The 15,605-nt window shown below is 59.5% G+C and carries 14 protein-coding genes; 6 read left to right on the top strand and 8 right to left on the bottom strand.

All coding sequences use genetic code 11. The annotated features are described in order from the left end of the window. Nucleotides 1–13: 13 nt before the first annotated feature. Nucleotides 14–667: a GntR family transcriptional regulator gene (locus QQG91_RS15020; protein ID WP_285772558.1), complete on the bottom strand. Its 654-nt coding sequence runs from the start codon at nucleotides 665–667 to the stop codon at nucleotides 14–16. 210 nt (nucleotides 668–877) lie between these two features. Here QQG91_RS15020 and QQG91_RS15015 point away from each other — a divergent pair, with 210 nt between their 5' ends. Together QQG91_RS15015 and QQG91_RS15010 are read left to right on the top strand one after the other, a co-directional pair. After that, nucleotides 878–2,233 (top strand): FAD-binding oxidoreductase, encoded by a 1,356-nt coding sequence (locus QQG91_RS15015; protein ID WP_285772557.1) that lies wholly within the window; start codon nucleotides 878–880, stop codon nucleotides 2,231–2,233. 15 nt (nucleotides 2,234–2,248) lie between these two features. Further along, nucleotides 2,249–3,373: a fumarylacetoacetate hydrolase family protein gene (locus QQG91_RS15010; RefSeq protein WP_285772556.1), complete on the top strand. Its 1,125-nt coding sequence runs from the start codon at nucleotides 2,249–2,251 to the stop codon at nucleotides 3,371–3,373. Here QQG91_RS15010 and QQG91_RS15005 read toward each other — a convergent pair. From QQG91_RS15005 to QQG91_RS14990, 4 genes are read right to left on the bottom strand one after another with little or no spacing between them, the layout of a single operon-like run. Beyond that, entirely contained in the window at nucleotides 3,365–4,189 is an 825-nt protein-coding gene (locus tag QQG91_RS15005) for an amidohydrolase family protein (RefSeq protein ID WP_285772555.1), read from the bottom strand. The genes QQG91_RS15010 and QQG91_RS15005 overlap by 9 nt on opposite strands. Next, entirely contained in the window at nucleotides 4,186–4,617 is a 432-nt protein-coding gene (locus tag QQG91_RS15000; protein ID WP_285772554.1) for an RbsD/FucU family protein, read from the bottom strand. Before QQG91_RS15000 ends, QQG91_RS15005 begins: the two co-directional genes overlap by 4 nt. A 1-nt stretch (nucleotide 4,618) precedes the next feature. Continuing rightward, nucleotides 4,619–5,659: an aldo/keto reductase gene (locus tag QQG91_RS14995; RefSeq protein WP_502881607.1), complete on the bottom strand. Its 1,041-nt coding sequence runs from the start codon at nucleotides 5,657–5,659 to the stop codon at nucleotides 4,619–4,621. Nucleotides 5,660–5,672: 13 nt separating this feature from the next. Further along, nucleotides 5,673–6,380, bottom strand: coding sequence for a GntR family transcriptional regulator (locus QQG91_RS14990; RefSeq protein WP_285772553.1), 708 nt, complete (start codon nucleotides 6,378–6,380; stop codon nucleotides 5,673–5,675). 101 nt (nucleotides 6,381–6,481) lie between these two features. On the opposite strand from QQG91_RS14990, the gene QQG91_RS14985 reads away from it, so the two are divergent. The 3 genes from QQG91_RS14985 (at nucleotide 6,482) to QQG91_RS14975 (ending at nucleotide 9,690) form a co-directional block, all read left to right on the top strand. Further along, on the top strand, nucleotides 6,482–8,005 hold the full coding sequence (locus QQG91_RS14985; protein WP_285772552.1) for a UxaA family hydrolase: 1,524 nt from the start codon (nucleotides 6,482–6,484) through the stop codon (nucleotides 8,003–8,005). Between the two features lie 23 nt (nucleotides 8,006–8,028). Further along, nucleotides 8,029–8,778 (top strand): SDR family oxidoreductase, encoded by a 750-nt coding sequence (locus QQG91_RS14980; RefSeq protein ID WP_285772551.1) that lies wholly within the window; start codon nucleotides 8,029–8,031, stop codon nucleotides 8,776–8,778. Between the two features lie 66 nt (nucleotides 8,779–8,844). Continuing rightward, nucleotides 8,845–9,690 (top strand): fumarylacetoacetate hydrolase family protein, encoded by an 846-nt coding sequence (locus tag QQG91_RS14975; protein ID WP_285772550.1) that lies wholly within the window; start codon nucleotides 8,845–8,847, stop codon nucleotides 9,688–9,690. 36 nt (nucleotides 9,691–9,726) lie between these two features. Here QQG91_RS14975 and QQG91_RS14970 read toward each other — a convergent pair whose 3' ends face one another. Next, the gene (locus tag QQG91_RS14970) at nucleotides 9,727–12,099 is read right to left on the bottom strand and encodes a glycoside hydrolase family 3 N-terminal domain-containing protein (protein WP_285772549.1); all 2,373 of its coding nucleotides are present in this window, start codon (nucleotides 12,097–12,099) and stop codon (nucleotides 9,727–9,729) included. Between the two features lie 181 nt (nucleotides 12,100–12,280). Here QQG91_RS14970 and QQG91_RS14965 point away from each other — a divergent pair, with 181 nt between their 5' ends. Beyond that, the gene (locus QQG91_RS14965) at nucleotides 12,281–12,904 is read left to right on the top strand and encodes a YdeI/OmpD-associated family protein (RefSeq protein ID WP_285772548.1); all 624 of its coding nucleotides are present in this window, start codon (nucleotides 12,281–12,283) and stop codon (nucleotides 12,902–12,904) included. 6 nt (nucleotides 12,905–12,910) lie between these two features. Here QQG91_RS14965 and QQG91_RS14960 read toward each other — a convergent pair whose 3' ends face one another. Together QQG91_RS14960 and araD are read right to left on the bottom strand one after the other, a co-directional pair. Further along, nucleotides 12,911–13,810 carry a dihydrodipicolinate synthase family protein gene (locus QQG91_RS14960; protein WP_285772547.1) on the bottom strand — a complete coding sequence of 300 codons (900 nt, stop codon included), beginning with the start codon at nucleotides 13,808–13,810 and terminating at the stop codon, nucleotides 12,911–12,913. Between the two features lie 9 nt (nucleotides 13,811–13,819). Continuing rightward, nucleotides 13,820–15,562, bottom strand: a complete 1,743-nt coding sequence (gene araD / locus QQG91_RS14955) for an L-arabinonate dehydratase (protein WP_285772546.1) — start codon at nucleotides 15,560–15,562, stop codon at nucleotides 13,820–13,822. Nucleotides 15,563–15,605 lie beyond the last annotated feature (43 nt).

Genomic DNA, 15,605 nt, shown 5'->3' with positions numbered 1-15,605 from the left:
TCCCCAAGGTCTGTTAGCTGTCTTCTCTCTCTTTGTAGAAAACAGACACGTTTGCAAAGAGATAGTCAAAGTGCTCTTTGGTTTCATTCGTCATCTTAGGGATATCGCGGGTGCTGAGACCCTCGGCGATTACCCCGTGCTGACGCAAGACCCGCGCACGATCGGACGCCCTCTGTGCCGAAAGATAGCGCGCCCGCCAGAGCCGCGCGAGATAGGCGCCATGCGTCTCGATAAGAGGAAGGTTCCCCGTCGCCTCTACGATGCTTTTGTGAAACGCCATGTCTTCTTCAAAGAAATCGAGAGAGTCGCGCGTATCCGCCATCGAAAGAAGTTTTTCATGGTGGCCGATCACCCGCGCGATCTGGCTTTCCGAGGCGTTTTCGATGGCAAGAGTGCAACCGAACAACTCCAGTGCGCCGAGCACCTCAAGCGCGTCCGACACCTCCTTGAGCGAGGGATCGGCAACGATCGGACTCCGCGCAGGGCGCAGGATGACAAGCCCCTCTTTGGCCAGCATCCTTATGGCCTCTCGCAACGGCGTGCGTGAAACGCCTAGCTCGGTGGCGTTGTCTCGTTCCTTGATGGACTGCCCGGGCGCCAATTCCCCAAGCAGGATCTGACGTCGCATATGATTAGCGATATCTTCAGCCAGATTTGGTTCGGCCATATTTGCTCTCCTCCTGTTCCCGATTGGGGGAGCAGTGTTTGACATGCTATGCAATCCATGCTGCCTAGAAAAGCCGAAAGAAAGACTTAGCCGCACAACGGATCAAGCAAAGCGGCGGCGCCGTGCAAAAAAGCCATTGTTTCGCGGTTGACGAGCCTTACGCATTCCTGCTTGAGTGGCATCGAAATGGTATACCATTTGGGGGATTCAATGCTCGACGACCTAAAGACACTGCTCGGCGATCGGTTGCTCACCTCTGATGCCGTGCGTCGACAACATGCCGAAAACGAAGCGTGGTTTCCCGAAATGCTCCCCGATGCGGTTGTGCGCCCCCGCTCCACCCAAGAGGTCAGCGAGCTGCTCGCCTATTGCCACGCGCATATGATCCCCGTCGTCGCCCAAGGCGCGCGGTCGTCTCTCGAAGGGCATCATCTTGCCAAAAAAGGCGGTATCGCGCTCGATCTGAGCGGCATGGACAAAATCATCAAAGTGCATGCCGAAGACCTTGATGTCGTCGTCCAGCCTGGCGTGACCCGCGAAGCTCTCAATGCACATTTGCGAGATAGCGGCCTCATGTTTCCTGTCGATCCGGGCGCAAACGCGACCTTGGGGGGGATGGCGGCAACGCGGGCCTCGGGCACCACGGCGGTGCGCTATGGCACCATGCGGGATATGGTCCTCGGGCTCGAAGTGGTGCAGCCTGACGGCACGATCCTTCGCACAGGAACGCGCGCGCGCAAATCTTCGGCGGGCTACGATCTCACCCATCTTTATGTCGGCTCCGAAGGCACGCTCGGCATCATCACCGAGCTGACGCTCAAACTTTTCGGCCAGCCCGAAGCGCAGTCCGCAGCCGTTTGCCGTTTTCCGTCGATCAATGCGGCAGTCGAGACCGTGATCACGACGATCCAGATGGGACTTCCCATGGCGCGGATCGAGCTTGTCGACGATATGATGGTGCGCGGGTTCAACCTTCATTCGAATGCGGGCCTCCCCGAGGAGCCCCATCTCTTTGTCGAATTCCACGGATCGCCCACCTCTGTTGAGGAAACCGCCGAAACCTTTGGCGAGATCGCAGCAGACAACGGCGGTTCGGACTTCAAATGGTCGACATTGGCAGAAGAGCGGAGCGCTTTGTGGAAAATGCGGCACGGTGCCCATTTCGCCCTTCGGTCCCTCCGTCCGGGTGCGAAAAGCATTTCCACCGATGTCTGCGTTCCGATCTCTGCACTTGCCCAAGCGGTCGAAACCGCGAAGATCGAATCCGTCAAGCGCGGCCTCGTTTGTGCCATCGTCGGTCACGTCGGGGACGGTAATTTCCACTGTGGTCTTTTGATCAACCCCGACGACCCAACCGAAATCAAGACCGCCAAAGACTTCACCACCATGCTCGCTGACCTTGCCATCGAACTTGGTGGCACCATTTCGGGCGAGCACGGGATCGGCATGGGTAAAATCTCGCATATGCGGGCAATGCACGGCGATGCTGCGCTCTCGGTCATGCGCGCGATCAAAACCGCCCTTGATCCCCACGACATTCTCAACCCGGGCAAACTTTTGCCCTGAGCCAAAGGTAATATCATGACGCAACTTCCCAGTGATGGTCTTTTTGTAGGTCGGGTTGAACGCCCCGGTATCGGCCCGTCTTTGGTGGTCCTGCGCGACGGAGCACTTGTCGACATCACCTCGCGCGAGGTTCCGACCATGCGCGATTTGCTCGAACGCGAGGATGCCGCTGCCTATGCCAAATCTGCAACGGGCGAAACAATCGGCACATTCGAGGATGTCGCCTCAGGCAAAGACGGCCTCGCCCTTCTCGCCCCTTCCGATTTTCAGGCGATCAAAGCGAGCGGCGTGACCTTTGCCGCCTCAATGGTCGAGCGCGTCATCGAGGAACAGGCCGCAGGCGATCCTGACCGCGCGGCCGGCATTCGCGCACGCGTCGGCAATGTGATCGGCGACAACCTGCGCGGCATCGTTCCGGGGTCGGAAAAAGCAGCCGAGGTCAAAGCCCTTCTGATCAAAGAGGGCCTCTGGTCCCAATATCTCGAAGTGGGCATCGGTCCCGACGCCGAGATTTTCACCAAATGCCAACCGATGGCCGCAGTCGGCTTCGGTGCAGAGGTGGGGCTTCACCCGATCAGCCGCTGGAACAATCCCGAGCCTGAAATCGTGCTCGCCGTCAATTCGCGCGGCGAGATCAAGGGCGCGACATTGGGCAATGACGTCAACCTACGCGACGTCGAAGGCCGCTCGGCCCTCCTTCTCGGCAAAGCCAAGGACAACAATGCCTCCTGCGCGATCGGACCGATGGTGCGACTTTTTGACGAAACCTACTCTCTGGATGATGTCCGGAATGCTGAATTGACACTCACTGTCAAAGGCGAAGACGGCTTCCTCCTCAACGGCGCAAGCAGCATGAACCAGATCAGCCGTGATCCCGAAAGCCTCGTCGCACAGGCTGCCGGCACCCATCACCAGTATCCCGACGGGTTTTTCCTATTCCTTGGAACGCTTTTTGCGCCGACCCAAGACCGCGGCGCCAAGGGCGAAGGTTTCACGCACAAGCTTGGCGATATCGTAGAAATCTCCGAGCCGCGGCTCGGCATGCTCCGCAACACCGTGCGGCTTTCGACCGAATGCGCGCCATGGACCTTCGGCGCAACCAGCCTGATGCGCAATCTTGCCGCGAGGGGCCTACTCTAGGCCGTAAAACCTGACCGCGTTGAGACCGAAAATCTTGGCGCGGTCTTCGTCCGAGACATCGAGAAGCGACTGCGCAACCGCCTCCCACTCCGCGTAATCCGAAGCCAAAAGGCTCACTGGCCAATCGCTCCCCCACATGAGCCGATCAGGTCCGAAAGCATCAAGAAGCACATCGACATAGGGCCGAAGGTCCGAGGGCGTCCAATCTTCGGCGGCCTCCGTTACCAAGCCCGACACCTTGCACAGGGCGTCCGTTTCGCGGGCGAGCATCCGCATATCTGCCTCCCATCCAGCGATCTCACGCCGTTTGATATAGGGTTTGGAGCCGTGATCTATGACCACGGCAAGATCGGGATAACGTCGGATCAACTCCCGCAGGTTGCCCAGATGGACGGGAAAGGTCAGCGCATCGAAGCGCAGCCCCGTTTCGATCAACGCCTCGAACGCAGGAGCAAGCTCCCCCTTTAGCATCCAATCGGGATCGGCGATGTCCTGGATCATCGGGCGCAGCCCCTTGAGCAGCGGCTCCTGCGCAAGCCGGGCGATCACCTCGGGCGCATCGGGTGCTTCAAAGTCCACCCACCCCACAACGCCTTTTATGAAATCGTTTTCCCGCGCAATGGCGAGCATATAATCCGTCTCAGCCACCGTTGGTGCCGCTTGGACGAGCACGGTTCCATCGACGCCCGCCGCCTTGAGCAAAGGCTTCACATCTTCTGGCCCAAAGGTTTGATAGAGCACACCAAGCTCTGGCGTCAGCCACCCGTAATCGCCACGGGACGGGTCCCAAAGATGATGGTGTGCATCTATTTTCATGATCCGATCACGCCCTTTTTGATGATGATATTGCCATAAAGACGCGTCTCGCCCGTCTGCACTATCGCAAAGGCGGAACTTGCACGCTCGTAGAATGCAAAACGCTCGAGGCTCCCGATCTTGGCGGGATTGTCTGCCGTTTTGTCGATGATCTCCTGAAAGTTGCCTACAATCTCGGGCACCGCCTCGGGATCGCCGACCACCTGCATGACAAGCGCGGGGTCCTCGACAAAGGTATCAAGGGGCATAAGCGCAAGAACCGCCTCGAGAACCGCAGTTGCAGAGATACCGTCAAGCCGGATGCATTCGGGACCGCTGCTTTCACCGGGGAAATTGGCGTCCGCAATGACAAGCTCGTCCCCATGCCCCATAGCGGCGAGCGTGTAGAGCAGATCAGGCGAAAGGATATTGGGAATATTGCGGAGCATATCATACCTCTTGGGGAAGTGGTGCATCGGGCCGTATCAGCCCTTCACCTTTCAAATCAGACCATAATCCCGTGGGGATCGGCGTTTCAAGCACCCTCACATTAGCCTCGACTTCGGCGGGGCTCACCATTCCGGGGATCACCGTTTTCACATTCGGATGGCCGAACACGAATTGCAAAGCCGCAGCGATCAGCGGCACGTCATGCGAACGGCAAACCGCCTCGATCTTGCGCACCTTTTCAAGCACAGGCGCGCTTGCAGGGGCATAGTTATACATCGCCCCCTCTTTCGGTCCCGTGGCCAGAATACCCGAATTATAAGGACCGCCGAGGATGATCCCCACATCGCGCTTCTCGCAAAGCGGCAGAAAGCTTTCGAGCGCCTCTTGCTCAAGAAGCGTATAGCGACCGGCAAGAAGGAACCCGTCGAAATCCCCAAGAGCAAGCAGTCTCTCGCAGACTTGCCACTCGTTGACCCCCGCCCCGATGGCGGCAATCTCGCCCGCATCGCGAAGCTCGGTCAGCGCGCGATACCCGCCGCCATCAAAGAGCTCGCGCACCTTTTCGTCGCTCTTTTCTTGCGAGCCTTGCGAAAATGCGCAAACGTCATGCACCAAGAGGATGTCAGCATTCGCAACGCCCAAGCGCTGACGGCTCGCCTCGTAACTGCGCATCACCCCGTCATATGTATAGTCGAAAACGATCCGCTTTTGCGGCACATCGACAAAGGCCTCGGGTGTGACGTCCTGCGGTTCGCAATCGAACAGGAGACGCCCCACCTTGGTCGAAAGTTGGAGGCTCTCGCGTCCGAACCGCCCGATTGCCGCGCCGATCCGCTCTTCCGAGCGGCCGAGCCCGTATTGGGGCGCAGTGTCGAAAAACCGGATACCCGCCGCATAGGCCGCATCAAGCGAGGCCTGCGCGTTATGCTCCTCGATCTTGCGATAGAGGTTCCCCAAAGCGGCGCCGCCGTATCCCATCCGTGTGAGGGAAACAGGCCGGGTGGTCCGATTGTTGAGCAAAGAACGATCCGTCACTTTCATCCTTGAAAGCCCCTTATTGCGCCACAAAGAAGTCGCTATGAACCTGCTCCAGCGGTTCAATTCGGCTGATCAACTGACCAAGATGAAAACGCATCGCGCTGCGCGCGGTTTCGGCGTCGCGCCTGCGCAGCGCCTCGAGCACCTCTTCATGTTCCCTAAGCGATTCCTGCGCCCGATCCGACGAGGGCAGAAGCAGAATTCTGGCCCGCGACAGTTGAAGCGAAACACCTGCCAAAGTGCGCGTCACACCCTGATAACCTGTAAAGGCCATGATCATATTGTGGAAATCTTCGTCCGCCTCGAAAAAACCGGCGTGGTCGCCATCTTCGACCAGCAGCCGTTGAAGCTTGAGGTTACGCGTCAACGCAACAAGCTGCTCTTCGGTGATCGTCTGTGCAACCCGCTCGACAGCGGCAAGTTCGAGCGCCTCGCGCAAAAAAGTGGCCTCGCGGATCACCGACATGGAAAAGCGCGAGACCCGCGTCGCAGACTGCGGAACCACATCCACAAGACCTTCGGCAGACAGCTTGGCAATCGCTTCGGCAACGGGCGAACGGGACACCCCGAGTTGGTCGCAGATCTGGCCCTTGCGAAGCACCGTCCCGGGCGGGCACCTCATGTGCAGGATCGCCTCGCGCAGCACCACATAGACCCGATGCGCAAGCGAACCTGTCAGGGTTTCGATGTCCCCAAGGGGCAGTTTTTCAAGCTCTTCGGTCATAGGGTTTCCACCTAAACATACTAACATGTTAGTTGACACATCGCCGCGCCACAAGCTAGAACCGACAAAGGCGCGATTGCCAGAATTTCGAGAGTTCCCAAATGGCTTCCACTTCTTCGACCATCCGTTTGCATGCCGATGACAACGTGGTGATTGCACTGCGCGACCTTGAGGCAGGCACCCTCATCGAAAACGGCGCCGTGACATTGACCCAAAGCGTGAGCCGCGGCCACAAGATCGCCACTCGCGCGGTGGCCAAGGGCGCGCATGTCTATCGCTATGGCCAGATCATCGGCGAAGCCAAGGCCGACATCGCGGTCGGGGAACATGTCCACGTCCACAATCTGGGCATGGGCGACTATAAACAGGATTACGGTTTCGCAAGCGCCAGCACGCCGCTTCCGCCCATCGACGAAGGCCGCACCTTCATGGGCTTCAAGCGCGCCGATGGCCGCGTCGGCACCCGCAACTATGTGGGCATCGTGACATCGGTGAACTGTTCGGGCTCCGTCGCGCGCTTTATCGCCGAAGCCGCCGAGAAATCGGGCATGCTTGACGAATTTCCGAATGTCGACGGGGTTGTGCCCATCGTGCACGGCACAGGCTGCGGCATGTCAGGCAAAGACGAAGGCTATGCCACGCTTTATCGCACCCTCAAAGGCTATGCGCAGCATCCGAACTTTGCGGGCATTCTCCTTGTCGGTCTGGGCTGCGAGGTGATGCAGGTCGCCGATCTTGTCGGCAACCGCCCGATCCGCAAAGACGGCGCTGTGCGTTACTTCACCATCCAGAACACGGGCGGCACCCGCAAAACCATCGAACTGGGCCTCCAAGAGCTTCGCGGCATCCTCGAGATCGCCAACAAATCGGTCCGCGAACCCTGCCCCATTTCCGAGATCACCATCGGCATGCAATGCGGCGGCTCGGACGGCTATTCGGGCATCACCGCGAACCCCGCTCTGGGCTATGCCTCTGATCTTCTTGTCCGCCACGGCGGAACAACCATCCTGTCGGAAACCTCTGAAGTCTACGGCGCCGAACATCTCCTCACCCGCCGCGCCGAAACCGAAGAAGTCGGTCGCAAGCTTATCGACCGCATCGAATGGTGGGAGGATTACACCGCCCGCAACGGCGGCGAGATGGACAACAACCCCTCTCCGGGCAACAAGCGCGGCGGCCTGACGACGATCCTTGAAAAGTCGCTCGGCGCGGTTGCCAAGGGCGGCACAGCCCCCATGCGCGACGTTTACCTCTTTGGCGAGATCGTCGACAAAAAGGGCTTCGTTTTCATGGACAGCCCCGGTTTCGACCCCGCCTCTGTGACAGGCCAGATCGCTTCGGGCTCCAACCTCATCATCTTCACCACGGGTCGCGGCTCGGTTTCGGGCTACAAACCGACCCCCTGCATCAAGCTCGCCACCAACTCGGAAATGTATGAACGCATGTCCGAAGACATGGACCTCAACTGCGGCGACATCGTCACCGAAGGCGTGAGCATCGAGGAAAAGGGCAAAGAGCTTTTCGAGCTGCTGATCCGCGTCGCCTCGGGCGAGCAAACCAAGAGCGAAGAACTCGGTTTCGGCGGTGCGGAATTCGTGCCGTGGCAAATCGGCGCCGTGATGTAATCCAAAGAACAAAGGGGACGCACATGCGGCTCGAAGGCAAAACCATTCTCATCACCGCCGCAGGTCAGGGCATCGGCCGCGCTGCCGCTATCGCCTGTGCAAACGAGGGCGCGATCGTCCACGCGGCGGATATCAACGCAGAAACAATCGCAAGCCTCGGCGCCGAGAACCCCGCGATCACGACCCATGTACTCGACGTGACCAACCCTCAGGCGATCCTTGATCTTGCGGCAAAGCTTCCCGATCTTGACGGGCTCTTCAATTGCGCGGGCTTTGTGCACCACGGCACCATCCTCGATCTGAGCGACGAAGACTTCGAGTTCAGCATGACGCTCAACGTCACGTCGATGGTGCGGATGTGCCGCGCGTTCCTGCCTGGGATGCTCCGCCGCGCCGAAGCGACGGGGTCCGCCTCGATCCTCAACATGGCCTCCATGTGCTCGAACATCAAAGGTTTCCCCTTCCGCTCGGCCTACGGCACGACCAAGGCCGCGGTAAACGGCCTTACCAAAAGCATCGCTTCGGATTTCGTCTCCAAAGGCATCCGCTGCAACTCGCTCAATCCCGGCACCGTCGACACCCCGTCGCTGCGTGGCCGCATTGCCGCCGCTGCAGACCCTGTTCAGGCGGAAAAGGACTTTATCGCCCGCCAACCGATGGGCCGCCTTGCGACCGTCGACGATATGACCCCGATGATCGTCTATCTTCTGAGCGACGAAAGCCGCTTCGTCTCTGGCCAAGCGCTTCTCGTGGATGGCGGCGTGACCATCTAACCCAAGTTTTCTCCCAAGGTCTGGGGGCCGCTTCTTGCGGTCCCCGCCTTTTTTGAAGGACCACACATGAAACTTCTCCGTTTCGGCCCCAAGGGTCAGGAAAAACCGGGTTGCCTCGATACCGAAGGCAACATTCGTGATCTGAGCGCACATGTCTCGGATATCGCAGGCGATGCGCTGACCCCCGAAGGGATTGCGCGTCTTCAATCCATCGACCTTGCCAGGCTCCCCGTTGTCGATGCCTCCACCCGCATCGGGGCTTGCGTCGGCAACATCGGCAAATTCATCTGCATCGGCCTCAACTATGCCGACCACGCAGCCGAATCCGGCCTCGACGTGCCGCCCGAACCTGTCGTCTTCAACAAATGGACCTCTGCAGTTGTAGGCCCCAACGACGATGTGATCATTCCGCGCGGCTCGGTCAAAACAGACTGGGAAGTCGAACTGGGCGTGATCATCGGCAAGGGCGGCAGCTATATCGACGAAGCGGACGCCATGGACCACGTCGCGGGCTTCTGCGTTGTGAACGACGTTTCCGAGCGCGAATACCAGATCGAGCGTTCAGGCACATGGGACAAGGGCAAGGGCTGCGATACCTTCGGCCCGACAGGCCCCTATCTCGTGACAAAGGACGAAGTCGCCGATTTCGACAACCTCCGCCTCTGGCTCGAAATCGACGGCGAGATGATGCAGGACGGCTCGACCGCAACCATGGTCTACCGCGTGCCTTTCCTCGTGTCCTACCTCAGCCAGTTCATGAGCCTCCAGCCGGGCGATGTGATCTCCACAGGCACACCTCCGGGCGTCGGCATGGGGAAAAAGCCCCCGATGTATCTCAAAGGCGGCGAGACCATGCGCCTCGGCATCGACGGTCTTGGCGAACAGACCCAAAAAGTCCGCAAACATTCCTGATGGAAGAACGGGCGCCCAAATGGGCGCCCGATTTCGTTAGAGCTTCTGTATCTTGGCCTCGCTGACCATCCGCCAGTGGTGCCCCAAAGTGCGCAGTTTGCCCGTCACGGTCACCGTTCCCTTAAGCGCAATATCCGCGCTTGAATGGCCGATCATGATCTCGAACTCGCCGGGTTCAACGATTCGCTTGCCTTCATAGCCTGTGAAGTTGAGCATATCGACAGGCACTTCGATCGTGACCTCGGCAGAAGCACCCGCTTCAAGCGCGACCCGTGCAAACCCCTTGAGCTCTTTGATCGGCCGCACGAGCGAAGCAAGCTTGTCCCTCACATAGAGCTGTGGAACGGCGATCCCCTTGCGTCCGCCGATGTTCTTGACCGTGAACCGCGCCGAAACGGTGCCGCTCTCGATATCGAGAACATCCGAGCCAAACCGAAGATCACTGAACTCGAAGGCGGTATAGCTCAGCCCATGTCCAAAGGCATAATCCGACCCGAAATGACGCGCGACGGGCGTGCCGGGGGACTTGAATTTGTGGTTGTAGAAATAGGGCACCGCCCCCGCACTTCTCGGGATCGAGAGCGTCGAACGACCCGAAGGCTCGACCGCTCCCGTCATCACCCGCGCCACCGCACGCCCGCCCTGTTCACCGGGGAAATAGGCCATGACCTGCGCAGCGAGATCTTTTTCCCGACCACCAAGGTTATAGGGACGCCCGTTGGTGAGCACGACGATCACAGGCGTGCCCGTATCCACAATCGCGTCGAGCAATTTCTGCTGCACACCTGGAAGCTCGAGCGTTTCCGCATCCGAACCCTCGCCGACTGTGCCCGTCTGGAAAATCCCCGAAAGGTCCCCGACACAAACGATTGCAACATCCGCCGCCTTTGCCGCCGCGACAGCTTCGGGGATCAGATCAAGCCGCTTGGAGAGGGGCGATTCAAGCTTGAGTGTTGTGTTGTCCTCCACATCTCCGGGGAAAACGGGTGCACCGGAACTGCGGGTCTCAAGGATATAGCACCCTTTGGCAAACCTCACGCGATCCGCGCCAAGAGCCTCTTTGAACCCGTCAAGCAGCGTCACAACCGACGAGGAATCTTCGACCTGATCGTTGTTGATCACATGCACAGGGAAGGCATAATCCCCCAAGAGCGCAAGCGGATCATCCGCCGTGGCCCCGATCACCGCAACGCGCTTGTCCTTGGAGAGCGGTAGGATACCGTTGTTATCAAGGATGGTGACGGATTGCTCGGCGACTTCGAGCGCAAGCTCCACCGCCTCTTTCGTGCGAAGCGCAATGCCGCCCTCGTCGGTATAGGGCCGCTCGAAAAGCCCAAGGCGGAATTTCTCGCGCAATCCGCGCCGCACTGCCTCGTCGATCGTCGCCATGTCGATCAACCCGCGCTCGAGCGCAGCCTTGAGCGAGGGGGCGCAATCATCCCCCGGAAGCTCGACATCAAGCCCCGCCCCGAACGAAAGCGCCGCCGCCTCTGCCGCATCGCTCGCGACCCCGTGGTGCGCATAGAGCAGCGTGACACCGATATAATCGGCGACGATGATCCCATCAAAACCCCACTCTTCGCGCAGCACCTTGGTCAAAAGATGCCGCGAGGCATGAACAGGCTCGTTGTCGATGTCATGATAGGCAGGCATGACCGAAGCCGCATTCCCCAGCTTAACCGCCATCTCAAAGGGGAGCATAAAATCATCATTCAGCTCGCGCCATCCCAGATGCACAGGCGCATGGTTCCGCGCCCCTTCGCTATAGGAATGGCCCACGTAATGCTTGAGCGTGGCTAGGATCTGGCGGTCCTGACCCTGAAGCCCCTGCACATATCTGGTCGCCATAATCCCCGCGATATAGGGGTCCTCGCCAAAGGTCTCCTCGGTCCGCCCCCAACGCGCATCCCGCGCAACGTCAAGCACGGGGGCAAGCCCCTGCCGTCCGCCGACGCTCATCATCTCGCGCCCGATGGCCGCACCGACCTTTTCGATAAGATCGGGGTTCCACGTCGCCCCATAACCGAGCGACGACGGAAACAAGGTCGCACCCCGCGCCATAAGACCCGAGAGACATTCCTCATGCGAGAGAACGGGAATCCCGAGCCGGGTGTCTTCCATCATGAATTTCTGGAGCGCATTGAGCGCCCGCACCCCCGAAAGAGGGTCCCTACTCGCCGTGCCCAAGGGCCGCGTGATCTGGCCCAGACCCAGCCGAAGCTGCTCCTTGAGACCCGCTGCATTTCCTTCTCCCGTGAACTTGTCCTCGCGCGGACGATGTTCGCCATCCTCGGACAGAAAAAGCCACATCGCGTGAAGCTGCGCGAGCTTTTCCTCAATCGTCATTTGACCCAAAAGGTCCTCGATACGCGCCTCGATCGGTGCCGATGGGTCCTTGTAAATACTCATGAAATCTCTCTCCCCCGAAATATTGCGGCGCAGTTTCTTACAAAAATGCGCGGTGACAAGAGGCCGAGCGCGAAAACGTCGAAGTTACGGAAAATTACGTTCATTCCCGCCCCTTCGAAGAAATTCACTGGCGCGGCCTAGGCCTCATTTGCTAGCCTGATGCGAAATAATGGGGGCGGACATGATCACCGACATCGAAGATTTCTTCACCAAAGGCTGCGGACGCTGCGCCAAATTCGACACCCCCGACTGCACCACCAAACTCTGGGCCGAGGGGATCGCCGATCTGCGCCGCATCTGCCTCGACGAAGGATTGGTGGAAACGGTGAAATGGGGCCATCCCTGCTATATGCACGCCGACCGAAATCTCGTGATCATGGGCACTTTCCTCGACAACTTCCGCCTGACATTTTTCAAGGCCGCGCTGATGAAAGATCCCGAGGGTATCATGGTCAGACAGGGTGAAAACACCCAACACCCCGATATGATCAAGTTCACCGAGAACGCAGGGGTCAAAGCGCTCGAACCGACCATCCGCGCCTATATCCAAGAGGCGAAGTCCTATGCCGACGCTGGCATCGTTCCCGAAAAGGTCGTGCGCGAGGTCGATATGCCCGACGAGCTTCTCGAAGTGCTCGACGCCGACCCCGAACTGGCCGAAGCCTTTGCCGCGCTGACGCCGGGACGGCAAAAGAGCTACGCCTTCAATCTCAATCAGGCCAAGTCACCCGCGACCCGCTACAGCCGCATTGAAAAGTTCCGCGACAAAATCTTCGCGGGCAAAGGCGCGATGGAGCGCCTCTAAACTCCTTCAAACAAGCCCGTTCACCGTCATGAACCCGCGCAACTTCCCGAGTTGCGCTTCGGGCAGCGGCCAAGCCGAAGGCGGCCTTGTCGGACCGCAATCGATCCCCTGCTCGATCAGAGCCGCTTTGACGCCCGTGACATTGGTGCCGTTCATCTCTTCGGCCCGCACCTCTTCAAAGACGCGCATCTCGCCGATCAAACGGTTTGCCGTCCCGAAGTCCCCTGCCCCAAGTGCGGCATGAATGGCCACAGAGCGTTCGGGCCATACGTTGATCAAACCCGACGTGAACCCCCGCGCGCCCACGGCATAGAGCGGCGGCGCCCAAACTTCGGCAAGCCCGCAGACCCAAGTGATCGACGGATCACAGGCCGCCATCGCTTCGGCAAGTCTAAGAGGATTGGGCGTCGCCCATTTCACACCTTTCACATTCTCGATGGCACAAAGTTCGGCAATCGCCTTGGTCCCGATCGCGTCATTGCGCAGATAAAGCATCATGGGAAGACCGCCCGAAGCCTCGCTCACGGCCTTGATGTAGTCACACGTCCCGCGAGGAGAGACAAATGGATCTGGCGGCTGGTGGATCATCAGAGCGCTCGCCCCCGCCTCTGCCGAGACTTCGGCCAAACGGCAGGCATCGCGCACCCCGCGCCCGATCCCCGCAAGAACAGGCGCGCGCCCGCCCACCATATCGACAACCGCGCGAACCATGGTGCAGGCCTCATCGGTGGTCAGAGCGTAGAACTCGCCCGTATTGCCGTTGACGACAGGCATATGCACACCTGCCCCGAGCGCACGGTCGATGATCGGGCCAAGCCTGTGCGGTGCAATCTCGCCCGCCGCATCATAGGGCGTCACCAGAATGCCCGAAATCCCCGCAAGCGCCTTGTCCAGATCGAATGCCATCATTTGTCCTCAGAAAATATCGGGCTCGCCTGCGGCTTTGCCGAAGTCCCGTTCAAGATAGTCAAAGTCACAGCCCTTGTCGGCTTGGGTCACATGCTTGGAGAACATCCAGCCATAGCCCCTCTCGAAGAGCGGTTCGGGCGGCGTCCAAGCGGCTTTGCGGCGCGCGATTTCCTCTTCATCCACAAGCATATCGAGACGGCGGTTTTCCAGATCGAGCCTGACGATATCCCCCGTTCGCAAAAGCGCCAGCGGTCCGCCGACAAAGGACTCGGGCGCGACGTGAAGCACACAAGCGCCATAGGAGGTGCCCGACATCCGCGCGTCCGAAATCCGGAGCATATCGCGGTGCCCCTGTTTCAGGAGCGCTTTGGGGATCGGCAGCATCCCCCATTCCGGCATTCCGGGTCCACCCTGCGGCCCCGCATTTCGCAGCACCAGAACCGTGTCGGGTGTGACCTCCAGCGTCTCGTCGTTGATGGCCTCCTTCATCGCAGGATAGCTGTCAAAGACAAGCGCAGGGCCTTGGTGGTTGTAGTATTTGGGATCACAGGCCGCAGGCTTGATCACCGCCCCATCGGGGCACAGATTGCCGCGCAGAACGGCAAGCGATCCTTCGTGGTAGACAGGGTTCGAAAGCGGGCGGATCACATCGTCATTATAAACAACCGCCCCTTCAAGGTTTTCGCCCATCGTCTTGCCCGTGACGGTCATGCAAGAGGTATCAAGCCGATCCTCGAGCTGCTTCATCAAGGCGCGAAGCCCGCCCGCGTAAAAGAAATCCTCCATCAGATACTCTTTGCCGGACGGCCGCACATTCGCGATCAAGGGCGTCTCGCGCCCTAAGGCGTCCAGATCATCAAGCGAAAGATCGACGCCCGCCCGCCGCGCCATCGCAATAAGATGGACGACCGCATTCGTCGAACAACCCGTCGCCATCGCGACGATTGCCGCATTTCGCACCGCCGCCTTGGTCACGATCTTGTTCGGGGTCAGGTCCTCCCAGACCATCTCGACGATCCGCCGCCCGCATTCCGAAGACATGCGCTGGTGCCCGCTATCCACCGCAGGGATGGACGACGCCCCAGGCAACGTAATCCCCAAAGCATCCGCAATCGCCGTCATTGTCGAGGCCGTGCCCATCGTCATACAGGTGCCCGCCGACCGCGCGATCCCCCCCTGAACGCCAAGCCATTCCTCGTCGGTGATAGTGCCCGCGCGTCTCTCGTCCCAGTATTTCCACGCATCCGACCCAGAGCCGAGGATCTTGCCCGCATAATGTCCCCGCAGCATTGGCCCTGCAGGAAGGTAAATCAGCGGCACACCCGCCGTCAGCGCGCCCATCACCAGACCAGGGGTCGTCTTGTCACAGCCGCCCATCAGCACCACACCGTCAAGCGGGTGCGAACGGATCATCTCTTCGGTCTCCATCGCAAGCATATTGCGATAAAGCATCGAGGTCGGCTTGGTAAAAGTTTCATCCACCGACAAGGATGGAAGCTCGACCGCGAACCCGCCCGCTTGCGCCACACCGCGTTTCACGTCTTGGGCACGCTCGCGGAAATGCCCGTGACAGGCATTCAGCTCGGACCATGTATTGAGCACCCCGATAATCGGGCGGCCCATGTATTCCTCTTCGGAATAGCCAAGCTGCATCATCCGTGAACGATGTCCAAAACTTCGGAGATCATCGGGAGCAAACCAGCGGGCACTACGAAGTTGATCCGGGGAAATGCGGGCGGCTTTTGTCATTCTATGGCTCGTTCCCAAAGCAGTCGCACCACGTATGTATGCG

Source organism: Marivivens sp. LCG002, from assembly GCF_030264275.1.
Lineage (GTDB): Bacteria > Pseudomonadota > Alphaproteobacteria > Rhodobacterales > Rhodobacteraceae > Marivivens.
This window is presented reverse-complemented; position numbering and strand designations above follow the sequence as displayed.